Source organism: Streptomyces fuscichromogenes (genome assembly GCF_014645815.1).
In the GTDB taxonomy this organism is placed as follows: domain Bacteria; phylum Actinomycetota; class Actinomycetes; order Streptomycetales; family Streptomycetaceae; genus Streptomyces; species Streptomyces fuscichromogenes.
This window is the reverse complement of the sequence record NZ_BMML01000002.1, coordinates 12,505-25,011: the sequence shown is the minus strand read 5'-3', so window position 1 is coordinate 25,011 and position 12,507 is coordinate 12,505. Positions and strand designations below refer to the sequence as shown.

General features: G+C 71.5%; 11 protein-coding genes. 4 read left to right on the top strand and 7 right to left on the bottom strand.

Features of this window, described 5'->3' with window-relative positions:
• Positions 1-269 precede the first annotated feature (269 nt).
• Together IEZ11_RS03855 and IEZ11_RS03850 are read right to left on the bottom strand one after the other, a co-directional pair.
• A complete protein-coding gene (locus IEZ11_RS03855; protein WP_189261139.1) occupies positions 270-599 on the bottom strand; it encodes a hypothetical protein in 330 nt (109 codons plus the stop codon).
• 121 nt (positions 600-720) lie between these two features.
• Positions 721-3,072 (bottom strand): immune inhibitor A domain-containing protein, encoded by a 2,352-nt coding sequence (locus tag IEZ11_RS03850; RefSeq protein ID WP_189261138.1) that lies wholly within the window; start codon positions 3,070-3,072, stop codon positions 721-723.
• A 423-nt stretch (positions 3,073-3,495) separates the two neighbouring features.
• On the opposite strand from IEZ11_RS03850, the gene IEZ11_RS03845 reads away from it, so the two are divergent.
• Positions 3,496-3,804: a hypothetical protein gene (locus tag IEZ11_RS03845; RefSeq protein ID WP_189261137.1), complete on the top strand. Its 309-nt coding sequence runs from the start codon at positions 3,496-3,498 to the stop codon at positions 3,802-3,804.
• A gap of 115 nt (positions 3,805-3,919) precedes the next feature.
• Here IEZ11_RS03845 and IEZ11_RS03840 read toward each other — a convergent pair whose 3' ends face one another.
• Positions 3,920-4,636: an RDD family protein gene (locus IEZ11_RS03840; protein ID WP_189261136.1), complete on the bottom strand. Its 717-nt coding sequence runs from the start codon at positions 4,634-4,636 to the stop codon at positions 3,920-3,922.
• Between the two features lie 180 nt (positions 4,637-4,816).
• Entirely contained in the window at positions 4,817-6,112 is a 1,296-nt protein-coding gene (locus IEZ11_RS03835; protein ID WP_189261135.1) for an RDD family protein, read from the bottom strand.
• A gap of 242 nt (positions 6,113-6,354) precedes the next feature.
• Here IEZ11_RS03835 and IEZ11_RS03830 point away from each other — a divergent pair, with 242 nt between their 5' ends.
• Positions 6,355-6,768, top strand: coding sequence for an SsgA family sporulation/cell division regulator (locus IEZ11_RS03830; protein ID WP_189261134.1), 414 nt, complete (start codon positions 6,355-6,357; stop codon positions 6,766-6,768).
• Between the two features lie 33 nt (positions 6,769-6,801).
• Here IEZ11_RS03830 and IEZ11_RS03825 read toward each other — a convergent pair whose 3' ends face one another.
• A complete protein-coding gene (locus IEZ11_RS03825; protein WP_373294817.1) occupies positions 6,802-8,208 on the bottom strand; it encodes an FAD-binding oxidoreductase in 1,407 nt (468 codons plus the stop codon).
• A 93-nt stretch (positions 8,209-8,301) separates the two neighbouring features.
• Between IEZ11_RS03825 and IEZ11_RS03820 the strand changes: the two genes are divergently transcribed.
• Entirely contained in the window at positions 8,302-9,795 is a 1,494-nt protein-coding gene (locus IEZ11_RS03820) for a tetratricopeptide repeat protein (RefSeq protein ID WP_189261132.1), read from the top strand.
• 2 nt (positions 9,796-9,797) lie between these two features.
• Here the strand turns inward: IEZ11_RS03820 and IEZ11_RS03815 are convergent, their stop codons facing one another.
• Positions 9,798-10,679, bottom strand: coding sequence for a phage baseplate protein (locus IEZ11_RS03815; RefSeq protein WP_229712795.1), 882 nt, complete (start codon positions 10,677-10,679; stop codon positions 9,798-9,800).
• Positions 10,680-10,743: 64 nt separating this feature from the next.
• Complete coding sequence (gene hppD, locus IEZ11_RS03810) at positions 10,744-11,892, bottom strand: 4-hydroxyphenylpyruvate dioxygenase (protein WP_189261131.1); 1,149 nt, start codon at positions 11,890-11,892, stop codon at positions 10,744-10,746.
• Between the two features lie 123 nt (positions 11,893-12,015).
• Here hppD and IEZ11_RS03805 point away from each other — a divergent pair, with 123 nt between their 5' ends.
• Positions 12,016-12,495 (top strand): Lrp/AsnC family transcriptional regulator, encoded by a 480-nt coding sequence (locus IEZ11_RS03805; protein ID WP_189261130.1) that lies wholly within the window; start codon positions 12,016-12,018, stop codon positions 12,493-12,495.
• Positions 12,496-12,507: the final 12 nt, after the last annotated feature.

Here is a 12,507-nt window from a genome sequence, read left to right as displayed (position 1 = left end):
CAACGGCGATCAGCCACGACGGCGAAATCCGGCGGTGCCAAACCGGACCGTGGGCACCCGCGGGCCGGTGGGGCCGATCGCGCAGTTCCCCGCGCCCCTGGGGCGGGCCACCCGGGCGGCGCCTGAAACCGACCGCCTCCCCCGTCCCGCCGCAACCGCGATCAGCCACGACGGCGGAATCCGGCGGTGCCGGACCGTGGGCACCCGCGAGACGGTGGGGGCCGGTCGCGCAGTTCGCCGTGCCTCTGGGGCGGGTGCTTCGCGGGCGGCTAGGCCGCTGTCGGTCTGGGGAGGAGGGATCTGATCGGTCTCCAGAGTTCCAGGGGGGTGACACCGTTGTCAGGGGCCGTTCGCCATATGAGGCCGTCCGGGTGGTGGAGGACGGCGGTGATCTCGTCCGGGGTCGGGGGGGCGGCGTTGCCCCGCAGGTAGACCGCTCGCATGCCCAGGTTGCGGAGCCTCGTCAGGGCGCGGGCGCGGTTGTGGGCGTGGACCAGTACCCGGACGGCGGACGAGCCGTCCCCGGTGGCGGGACTGGGCAGGTTCAGCGCCACCACCACCCTGCCGTTCGGCAGCTTGCAGAAACCTCCTGCGGCCATGCGATCACGCCCCCGTGTGCGTCGGTGTCAATAAGAAATCCACAGGACGCACCTAAACACGATCGGCGGCGACCCGCCAAGGGGTCACCGCCGATACGTGTCTGACCTGCAGATATACCGACTACTTCACCGCGGGGCCGACCTGGAGGGAGATCGTCGAGCCGTCCCGGGCCTCCGTGACGATGTTGATCTTCGTGTTGGTGTCAGTGATCTTGACACCGCCCGCCGGGTTCGAGGCGTCGTAGTAGTCGCTCTTGTGGTCGTTGAAGACCGACACCCCGGAGGACTGCCTGATCTTCGTCGCCACGTCCGCCTTGTGGAGCGTGATGCCGTCGCTCGCGTAGAGGCTGAACGGCGAGTCGTAGGCCTGGATGCGGTTGCGCATCAGCGTGCCGTCGGACCACTTCAGCGGCGTCGGGTGCGAGTCGACCGGGAGGATGAGGCCGGTACCGGGGTGGACGCTGGTGTTGTCGTCCGCCTCGGAGGTGTCCCACTTCCAGATCAACAGGCCGTTCTGGTACGGGTAGTGCTCCACCCAGTCCGGACGGGTCGTCGAGAAGCCGAAGTTGTACGGGCCGACCTTGAGGGTCTTGTCGTACGACACGTACTGGCGGTTCTCCGCGATGTAGTACTGCGCGTAGTCCTTGGTGAAGGACGCGCCGATGCGGGAGAAGCCGGAGGCGGTCCAAGCCGCGTCCGCCGACTCCGCGTTGTCGGAGAAGACCGTAGAGCCGTCCGCGGTCAGGGTGATCTCGTCGGCCGCGAAGCCCTTCAGGGCGACCCCGCCGTCGGTCTGGTAGCGGAAGCGCAGCTGGATCTTCTGGCCCGCGTAGGCGTCCAGCGGGTACGACAGCTTGGTGTACGCGTCGACCGAACCGGTGAGCGCCGGCTTGTCGCTGCCGTCGCGCGGGATGGCCGCACCGTTCACCGTGCCGTCCAGGGCGGTCCAGTTGGCACCGCCGTCGGTGGACACCTCGGCGTAGAGGTAGTCGTAGTTCGCCTCGATGTCGTACCAGCCGTCGAGCGAGAGGGTCGCGGACGACCTGCCGGTGAGGTCGACGTCACGGGTCAGCGTGTTCTTGAGGTTGTCGCCGCTGCCGCTCCACCACTGGGTCGACCCCTGGGCCGGGGTGACCACGGTGGTGGTGACCGCCTTGTCGGGCAGCGTGACCACCAGGGCCTGCTTGTCCTTGGTGTTGTACTCGGCGACGCCCAGCTTGTGGCTGGACTTGGTGCCGGCCTTGGCCACGCCGTAGTTCAGCCAGCCCAGCTGGAGCTTGTCCCAGGCGTTCATGTCGCCCGGCAGGTCGCCGATGGCCTCCTTGCCGGTGCCCAGCCAGGAGCCGGAGGACATCAGGGTCCAGAAACCGGTGGAGTTCTCGCCGCCGTTGGTGTCGTACTCGTCCGGCAGACCGAGGTCGTGGCCGTACTCGTGGGCGTAGACGCCGAGTCCGCCGTTCTCCGGCTGCATGGTGTAGTCGCCGACCCAGATGCCGGTGTCGCCGACCTGGGTGCCGCCGAGCTTGTTGTCGGCGGGGCCGGTGGAGCCGGCGTCGGTGCCGAAGGCGTACCAGCGGTGCGCCCAGATCGCGTCGGTGCCCTGCGCGCCGCCGCCCGCGGACTCGTCCTCGCCGGCGTGCACGATCTGGAAGTGGTCGACGTAGCCGTCGGGCTCGTTGAAGTTGCCGTCGCCGTCGTAGTCGTAGCGGTCCCACTGGTCGTACTGGGCGAGGTCGGCCTTGATCGCGGCGTCGGACTCGCCGGCCGCCTTCTGGTCGGCGACCCAGGCGTTCAGGCCATCGCGCACCAGGTTCCAGACGCTGGAGCAGGTGGTCGAGCCGCAGGCGTTGTTGCCGTAACGGGCCTCGTTGTAGGGGACCTTGACCCAGTCGGTGACCTCACCGTCGACCGAGTAGCGGCCCGAGGACTGCTTCTCGTAGTACTTCTTCAGCGACTCGGTGTTCTTGCCGGTGCCGAAGTAGAGGTCCTGGAAGTGGGCCTGGTTGTAGTCCGCCTGCCACGCCGTGGAGTTGTCCTTGGTGCGGTCGGGCTGGGCTATCTGGTTGTGCAGCGGGCCCGCCGTGCCGTTGTACCGGGGGTCCGTCTGGTCGCCGAACTCCACCAGGATCGTGAAGATCTTGTCCGTCTTCTCGCGGCCGAGTTCGACGTACTTGCTGTCGCCCTTCTTGCCCTTGAGCTGGACGACCTTCGATCCGTCGCGGTCCTTGACCTGGGCCTTGCCGGATATGACCTGGTCGAGGGCTTCCTGGCGCTGGGCCTCCTGGGTCTTGCTCAGAGGGCCGTCGAGGTCGTGTTCCTCCTGCTTCGTCGACGGGTCGTGCCGGTCGACGGTGCTGGTGGTCGCCGCCGGAACCGCGGCCTCCGCGACCGCGAAGGTGGCGAAGCCGACGGAGGCGGTCGCGAGCGTCACGCCGACGGCGAGTGCTCTGAACGTCCAGGGTCTGCTGGTCACTTGAGTTCCTCCCCCGCGCCGCGCGCACGGCAAGGGGGACCGGGTGATGGTTGGGGGTCCGTGCGCGCACGTTCAACGCGTCGATTCAAGTGACGATATTTGACTACTGGTTTACGGAAAAAGACAGACCTTGACTCGGACAGTTCAACTGCACTATGCGGAGCGGGAGTTCGCTTTACGGACACCGGGACGCGCCGGTACCCCCGATCCGCCCCGCCCGACCGGCGCGCATATGCCTCCGGTTGCCGTATGCCATGCGACCGTGCGCCCCCTGTGCACCGGTACCGTGGGTTAGGTCACGCTTACCGGTCGTTCCTCTCGGGCATGCACGCGAATAGAGTCGAACGGTGGAACGCCCGGAAACCGGTGGAAACCAAGGCCGGTTCCCCGTCTCACCCCCCATCTTCCGAGGACACGATTGCCATGCCTCGTCCGACCCCGGCACAGCTCGTCTACGGTTCCTGCACCGTGATCTGCTCGACGCTCGCCATGCTGCTGCTGTCACAGACGAGTTCGGGCATCGGGATCGCGGTCATCGCGCTCGCCGCGCTCGGTCTGGGACTGCTGGTGGCCATGACGGTTCCGCTCCCCCGGACGCGTGCGGCCGCCCAGTCCGTTCCCGTCCCGACCCCCCTGCCCGAGCTGCGGGTCCCCGTGCACCGGGAGCCCGTGCGCCGGGAGCCCGTGGCCGCCGCCGCGGCCGAGCCCGTCCGGGAGCCCACCGCGCCCTGACGCACCCGCACAGCCGAAGTCGGCGGGTCCGTGAGACTGACGGACCCGCCGACTGCTTGTGCGCCCCCTCGGTGCCGGCCCCTGTCACGAGGAGGCGGGGCTGCGGGGCTGCGGGCTACGCCTTCGTACTGACCACCACGGTCTTCGCGGCCTTGTCGTGCAGGCCCTGTTTGTACGGCTTGTCGAAGTAGCTCCAGCCGCCGCAGATCACCGTCCAGATGCAGGCGCAGCAGAAGGCGAACGGCACCCACAGCACCAGCGCGCGCAGCAGCGAGGTCTGGGCGGAGGGCGTGGCGCCGTCGGACAGGTTGGCGACCCGCATGCCGAGCCACTTCATGCCGAGGGTCTGTCCGGACTTGGCGATCAGCAGGGTGTCGTAGGCGACGAAGAGGACGGCGGCGACGAGCGACTGGACGAAGGACCGGCCGGCCGTGATCCGGTCGCCGTCCATCTGGTACTCGCTCACCCCGAACGCCCAGGTGAGCAGGGCGACCACGATGCCCACCAGGATCATGTCGATGATCCGCGCCAGGGTGCGCTTTCCGCTGTCGGCGAGCGGCGGCATCCCGGCGAGGGGATCGGCGGGATAGCCGCCGGCTCCACCGTCGTAGGGGCCGCCGCCGTGCGGGCCGCCGCCCCCATCGGGGTCGCCGCCGGCTCCGTAGGGGCCGCCGCCGTAGGAGGGCGGCGGGGGCTGCGAGCCGCCGTACGGGGTGTCGTACGGCGAACCCGGCCCCTGGCCCTCGCTCTGGCCCGGCGGGGGCTGCTTCCGGAACGGATCGTCCTCCGGCGGCTCTCCGGAGCCGGGGGGCGGGGGCGGTTCGGTGCTCATGGCCCGAGTGGACCGCGAAGGGGCCGGGCCCGCATCCGGCGAGCGGCCGTTCGGAGTACGGCGGCTCCGCACGGGCCGGGTACCCCCGGCGCCCCGAAGGGCCGGGGGAGGAACTGCGCGAGCAGCCGCGACGGCGCCGCGGACGAACGACGGCACATCGCGGCGCCACCGGCGAAGCGCTCAGCCGGCGACGAAGGTGTGCGCCGCCTTGTCGTGCCAGCACTGGTGCCAGGGCCGGTCGAACAGGCACCAGGCGACGCCGATGATCCCGATGCCGAGCAGTCCGGGCACGGTGTACACCAGCCAGCGGCGCAGGGCGGCGCCGAAGGCGGGCGGCTCGTGGCCCTCGATGTCCCGTACCTCCAGGCCGAACAGCTTCTTGCCGAGCGTGCGGCCCCACCTGGCGGTGGGCAGCACCTCGTAGAGGACGCCGACGACGAGCAGGACGCCGAGCACGATGCCGAGGCAGACGCCGGTGGTGCCGTCGAGCAGCCAGACGGTCTCGGTACGGCCGGACAGCCTGGCCGCGTCGATCTTGTCCTGCACGTGGTCGGCGGCCTTGGTGCCGAACGGCACGGCGGCCACCGCGGTCAGCCCGCCGACGACCAGGCTGTCGACGAGGCGGGCCGCGAACCGCTTGCCGAGCCCGGCGGGCCGGGCCGCCGCCTGCCGCCGGGCGGCCGCCTGGAAGGGGTCGTCCACCGGCGGCTTCCAGGGGGCGGCCGGCGCGTCACCGGCGAGCTGGTGCACCTGCTGTGCCCAGGAGGACTGCCCGCCGCCGACACCGGGGGCCATCGGGGACCGGGGCCCGGCGGACTGCTGTGCGGGGACGGCGGGGGCGACGGCCTGCGGAGCCGCGCCGGCCGCCGGGGCCGGTCCGGACTGCGCCTGGGCGTACGGGCCCTGGGCCGACGGCGTCTGGGCGGCGGCACGGGCGGCGGCCGCCTTTCCGGCACCGAAGCCGGGACGGCCGGTACCGGCGCCGGAGGCGGACTCCGGTGTGTCGTCGTCCCGGATCGGCCGGAAGGTCAGCGTGCCGTCGTCCATGGGCGGCGGGCCGGCCGCCGGGCCCACCGTCGGCCTGCGGAAGATGAACGTGCCGCCGGAGTCGACGTCCCCCTGGTCCGCCGGCGGGATCGTGGCCGTGCCGTCGGTCCGGGAGGACCTGCCGTCCGGCCGGGCCGGCGAGTCGGTTCCCCAGCCGCCCGCACCGCCCGGCTGCGGGTCCTCGTCGAAGAAGTGCGGGCCGGTCTCCTCGACCGCCGAAGGCACCTGGGCCGCGGGGGCCGGGGGAGCCGCGGGGTGGTGGGAGCCGGGCGGCGCGAGAAGGGGTTCGCCGTCGGACGGGGCCGGTCGGCTGGTGCCCGGCACCCACGCGGCGCCGTTCCAGTAACGGACGTAGCCGGGGATGGACGGGTCCGGGTAGTAGCCCTCGCGGGGCCGTTCGTCACCGGGTGCCGGGGTTGGGGCGGTCATGTCCGTCATCCCGTATCTGCTCGGGGGTCATGTGGGAGTCTCCACATCTATCAGACCTGGGTGCCCGTCACCGCCAGTCCCGCGGGACCCGCCCCTTTCCGGGCAGCCCTGTGCGCCCCCTTCACCACATCGGAAAAAAATCTTCCGGAACCCGCGTAATGCTCACGGCCCCAGCCGCTCTCCACTCGTACGGGCCCGGTCGCAGGCGCCCGTACGACTGTCCGAGAGAGGAACCGAACGCCATGCATCACACCGTGGTGGAGCGCGAACTGGAGCTGCGGCTCATCCTGTCCCCCGAGCGGAGCATCCCGGTCCCGGCCCGGCTGACCTACCGCTCCGACGACCCGTACGCCGTGCACGTCGGCTTCCACATCAACTCCGAGTGCCCGGTGCACTGGACCTTCGCCCGCGACCTGCTGGTGGAGGGGGTGTTCCGGCCGTGCGGGCACGGGGACGTGCGGGTGTGGCCGACGAAGTCGGAGGGCCGCAGCGTCGTGCTGATGGCGTTGAGTTCACCCGACGGTGACGCCCTGCTCGAAGCACCGGTCCCCCAGGTGTCCGCCTGGCTGGAGCGGACGCTGCGGGTGGTGCCCCCGGGGAGCGAGGGCGGGCAGCTGGGGATCGACGAGGCGCTCGACCAGCTGCTCGCCCGGTGACGGCCCCGTCGCACGGGACCGGAACGGATGCGATCAGAACAGCTTGCCCGGATTGAGGATGCCCAGCGGGTCGAAGACGTCCTTCACGGCCCGCTGCATCTCCACGCCCACCGGCCCGATCTCCCGGGCCAGCCACTCCTTCTTCAGCACACCGACGCCGTGTTCGCCGGTGATGGTGCCGCCGAGTTCCAGGCCGAGGCCCATGATCTCGTCGAAGGACTCGCGGGCGCGCCGGCACTCGTCGGGGTCCTGGGCGTCGAAGCAGACGGTGGGGTGGGTGTTGCCGTCGCCCGCGTGGGCGACGACGCCGATGGTCAGCCCGTGCTTCGCCGCGATGCGCTCGACGCCCTCGATCAGGTCGCCGAGCCGGGAGCGGGGCACGCACACGTCGTCGATCATCGTCGTGCCCTTGACGGCCTCCAGGGCGACGAGCGAGGACCGGCGGGCCTGGAGCAGGAGTTCGGACTCGGCGGCGTCGTCGGCGGGGACCACCTGGGTGGCGCCCGCGGCCTCGCAGAGCTCGCCGACGGCGGCGAGGTCGGCGGCCGGGTCCGGGGTGTCGAAGGCGGCGAGGAGCAGGGCCTCGGTGGACTCCGGCAGGCCCATCCGGGTGAGTTCGTTGACCGCCTTCACGGTCGTACGGTCCATCAGTTCGAGCAGGGACGGCACATGGCCGCCCGCCATGATCCGGCACACCGCCTCGCAGGCGGCGGCCGCGGAGCCGAACTCGGCGGCCAGCACCAGCTGTTGCGGCGGCCTGGGCTTCAGCGCCAGCACGGCCCGGACGACGATGCCGAGTGAGCCCTCGGAGCCGACGAAGAGGCGGGTGAGGTCGTACCCCGCGACGCCCTTCGCCGTACGGCGGCCGGTGGACATCAGCCGCCCGTCCGCGAGGACGACGTCCAGACCGAGCACATACTCGGCCGTGACCCCGTACTTCACGCAGCACAGTCCGCCCGAGGCCGTCCCGATGTTGCCGCCGATCGTGCACATCTCCCAGCTGGAGGGGTCCGGCGGGTAGGAGAGGCCGTGCTCCTCGACCGCGCGGGAGAGGGTGGCGTTGACGACGCCGGGCTCGACGACCGCGATGCGGTCCACCGGTGAGATCTCCAGGACGCGGTCCATCTTCGTCAGGGACAGCACGATGCAGCCGTCGGTGGCGTTGGCGCCGCCGGACAGGCCGGTGCGGGCCCCCTGCGGGACGACCGGGACGCGCAGTTCGGTGGCGGTCCGCATGACGTGCTGCACCTGTTCCACGGTGCGGGGCAGCACCACGACGGCCGGGGTGCCGGCCGGGCAGAAGCTCGCCATGTCGTTGGCGTAGGAGGCGGTCACATCGGGGTCGACGAGGACCGCGTCGGCCGGCAGACCCGCGAGGAGCCGGTCGGTGAGGTTGCTGGTTGTCTCGTCCCGAGGCGCTTCGATACGGCTCATGATCACAGCGTCGCACCGGGGGGCCATCGGTGTGAACCCCGCGAGTGCCTTCCCTGGGCCACCCGGATCAGGTCGTCGTATTGACGCACAGTGTCCGACATGTGCGCGCTGGATAACCGACCGTCCCCACCGGCCACCTCGCTGCTCCCGGAGCCGGCGCCACCGCGCCGCCGGGGCCGGGTGCTGCGACGGCTGCTGGTCGTCGCGCTGACGGGCGGGGTCGCGGCCGGCGGCGCGCTGATGTTCTGGCCGCACGAGCGGCACCGGACCGCACCGGCCCCGGCGCCCGGGTCCCGGGCCCAGGCGGCCGCGCGGGCGGCGGTGCTGGCGGCGGCGCAGACGGCCGTCGTCAACGGGCTGCCCGCCACGCTGCCCGACCTCGGCACGCTGATCGGCGCCCGCGAGGCGCGGGTGCGGGAGCAGCCGAAGGACGCGTCGGCCTGGGCGGTGCTCGGGGCCGCGTACGTCGAGCGGGCGCACCGGACCGCCGACACGTCCGACTATCCCCGGGCCGAGCGGGCGCTCCAGACCTCCCTGAAGGTGGCCGGCCGGAACAACACGGAGGCGCTGGGCGGGCTGGCGGGCCTGGCGGTGGCGCGCCGGGACTTCCCGGCGGCCAAGCGGTTCGGGGAGGAGGCGCTGAAGACGGCGCCGAAGCGGTGGTCGGCGTACCCGGTGCTGATCGACGCGTACAACGGGCTCGGCGACTACAAGGCGGCCCGGTCCGCGCTGGACCGGCTGACGGCGCTGAAGGTCGGGGCGGACGTGAAGCCGGCGGTGATGGCGCGGGCCTCCGCGGTGTACCGGGACCGGGGCTGGCGCGAGGACGCGGTGGCCCAGGTGACCGACGCGGCGGCGGCCGCCCGCACCCCCGCCGAGCAGGCCGCGTATCTGTGCCAGGCCGGGCAGCTGGCCTGGGAGCGGGGCGACCGGGAGGACGCACTGCGGCACTTCAGGGCGGCCGAGCGGCTGGACCCCGACCAGCCGGCGGCGCGGGCCGGGGAGGGGCGGGCGCTGGCCGCGCTGGGCCGGACGCAGGAGGCGCTCACCGCGTACCAGGGGGCGCTCGCGCACCGGCCGACTCCCCAGGTGGCCCTGGAACTGGCCGAGTTGTACGAGTCGCTGGGGATGGGGCAGCAGGCGGAGTCGCAGTACGCGCTGATGCGGACGCAGGTGCGGCGGGAGCTGGCGGCCGGGGTCGACGACGATCTGGTGATCGGGCAGTACGAGGCGGACCACGGGGACGTCCAGGAGGCGGTGGAGCGGCTGACGGCCGAGTGGGAGCGACAGCCCGGCATCGAGGTCGCGGACTCCCTCGGCTGGGCCCTGCACCGGGCCGGCGACGACAAGGAGGCGCTGCGCTACGCCTCGGTCGCGACGGACTCGACGAAGGGCGGCGGGGTGCGCAGCGCGCTGTACGCCTTCCACCGGGGCATGATCGAACGCGACCTGGACCTGGAGGCCCCGGCCCGCCGGCACCTCCAGGACGCCCTGCGCATCAACCCGTACTTCTCCCCGCTCCAGACCCCGGCGGCCCGCACCGCCCTCACCGCCCTCGGCGACCAGCCGCCGAACGAGGAACTCCCGGGGTGAGCTCACAGGGCCTTGTGGAAGAGGGAGAACTCGCGTTCGCCCGCGGTTCCCGAGGCCAGGCCCAGGTAGAGGCCGGGGGTGCCGGTGTGGCGGACGGCGAGGCCCTCGGGTTCGCGGTAGGCGAGGGAGCGGCCGGCCTCGGTGCGCCGCTGCTGGACGAGTGCGCCGGTGCGGATGTCCAGGCAGGAGATGTACGCGTTGCCGTACGCCGAGGCGAGGTTGGCGGTGTCGTCGTAGGCGGTGCCGGCCAGCTGGTAGACGTGGTCGCCGTCCAGGGCGTACCCCTGGAAGGGGACCTCCGGGTCGGGGTGGGCGCCGGTCTGGGCGAAGTCGGCCACGGGAGCGGAGTAGTCGCGGGCCACGAAGGCGTCCAGGTCCCAGACCCGGTAGCGCGGGACACCGGCCAGCCGGTACCGGACGGCGATCCGCCGGCTGGTCATGCACACGGTGGGCTGGTTGTTCTTCGAACCCGCCACCGGGTAGCGGACCTTGACGTCCTTGACCGTGCGGGTGGCGCCGTTCTCGAACCGGAAGCGGGTGACGCCCTTGCCGTAGCCGCCCACCGAGTCGGCCTCGGTCCAGATCCAGACGGTGCCGTCGGAGGCGTTCTGCACGCCCAGGCTGACGCCGTGCCCGAATCCCTTCAGGTACATGTGGCCGAGCCGCTCGCCCTTGTAGCCGAGGCGGTTGAGGCACAGGTCGCCGCTCTCGTGCCCGGTCGCGGTGATCTGGAGGACGTAGAGGTGCCGGTGCGTCTCGTCGAAGGCGAAGGACTGCAGGACCGTGGGCTCCTTGAGGGTGCCCTTGCGCCACAGCCAGCACTCGGCAGCCGCCGCCAGGTCGATGTGGTCCACGCCCGGGTCCCCCTCGTGTCGTACAGGCACCCGTGCGGCACCTGTACGACACATGATCGCCGCCGCCCCCGGATCGGTTGCGTGTTCTACGGATTCACAGGTTTCCGCGGCGCTCCTGCTCCCGTTCGATGGCCTCGAACAGGGCCTTGAAGTTGCCCTTGCCGAAGCCCATCGAGCCGTGGCGTTCGATGATCTCGAAGAAGACCGTCGGACGGTCCTGGACCGGCTTGGTGAAGATCTGCAGGAGGTAGCCGTCCTCGTCGCGGTCGGCGAGGATCTTCAGCTCGCGCAGGGTGTCCGGCGGCACCCGGGTGTCGCCGACCCACTCGCCGAGGGTGTCGTAGTAGCTGCCCGGGGTTTCCAGGAACTCGACGCCGGCCGCGCGCATGGTCCGTACCGTCGCGACGATGTCGTTGGTGTTGAGCGCGATGTGCTGGACGCCCGCCCCGCCGTAGAACTCCAGGTACTCGTCGATCTGGGACTTCTTCCTGGCGATCGCGGGCTCGTTGATCGGGAACTTGACCTTGCGGGTGCCGTCGGCGACCACCTTCGACATCAGCGCGCTGTACTCGGTCGCGATGTCGTCGCCCACGAACTCCTTCATGTTCGTGAAGCCCATGACCTGCTGGTAGAAGCCGACCCAGTCGTTCATCCGGCCCAGTTCGACGTTGCCGACGCAGTGGTCGACGGCCTGGAAGGTGCGCCGGGAGGGCGGCTCGACGATCGGGGACGCGGCGACGAACCCGGGCAGGTAGGGGCCGTCGTAGCCGGTCCGCTCCACGAGGGTGTGCCGGGTCTCGCCGTACGTGGCGATCGCGGCGAGGACGACCGTGCCGTGCTCGTCCTTGAGTTCGTACGGCTCGGCCACCGACCGCGCGCCGTGCTCGACCGCGTAGGCGTACGCGGCCCGTGCGTCCGGGACCTCGATGGCGAGGTCGACGACCCCGTCGCCGTGCTCGGCCACATGGCGGGCCAGGAAGTGGCCCCACTCGGTCTCCGGCCGCACCACGGAGGTGAGGACGAACCGGGCCGAGCCGTTCTCCAGGACGTAGCTCGCGGTCTCACGGCTGCCGTTCTCCGGTCCGGAGTACGCGACCAGCCGCATGCCGAAGGCGGTGGAGTAGTAGTGCGCCGCCTGTTTGGCGTTGCCCACCGCGAAGACGACCGCGTCCATTCCCCGGACCGGGAAGGGGTCGGCCTGCCGGGCGGTCGCAGCGGGAGCGTGATCTGTGGTCTGCGTCATGTCCGAAGGGTGAACCCGGCCCACAAGGTGCGCAATAGATGGCGTTTCTGCTGGGCAATATGCTCAGCGGTACGGCCGTAGTAGCGGACTTTCTGTACATGGTGACCACCCGTGGAGGCGGACATGGCGATCGATCAACTGGACGGGCGGATCCTGGTGCTGCTGGCCCGGGAGCCGCGCATCGGGGTCCTGGAGATGTCCCGCCGGCTCGGGGTGGCCCGCGGGACCGTGCAGGCGCGCCTGGACCGGCTCCAGTCGAGCGGGGTGATCCAGGGGTTCGGCCCCCAGGTGGACCCGGCGGCCCTCGGCTACCCGGTCACCGCGTTCGCCACCCTCCAGATCCGGCAGGGCCAGGGACCGGACGTGCGGGCGCACCTGGCGAGCGTGCCGGAGGTGCTGGAGCTGCACACCACCACCGGCACCGGCGACATGCGGTGCCGTCTGGTGGCCCGCTCCAACGCCGATCTCCAGCGGGTGATCGACCGGGTCGTCGGATTCGACGGCATCGTCCGGGCCTCCACGGCGATCGTCATGGAGAACCCCGTTCCGCTGCGGATCATCCCGCTGGTGGAGCAGGCGGCGGCGGACAGCGAGGGGCACTGACCGGCACGCGGG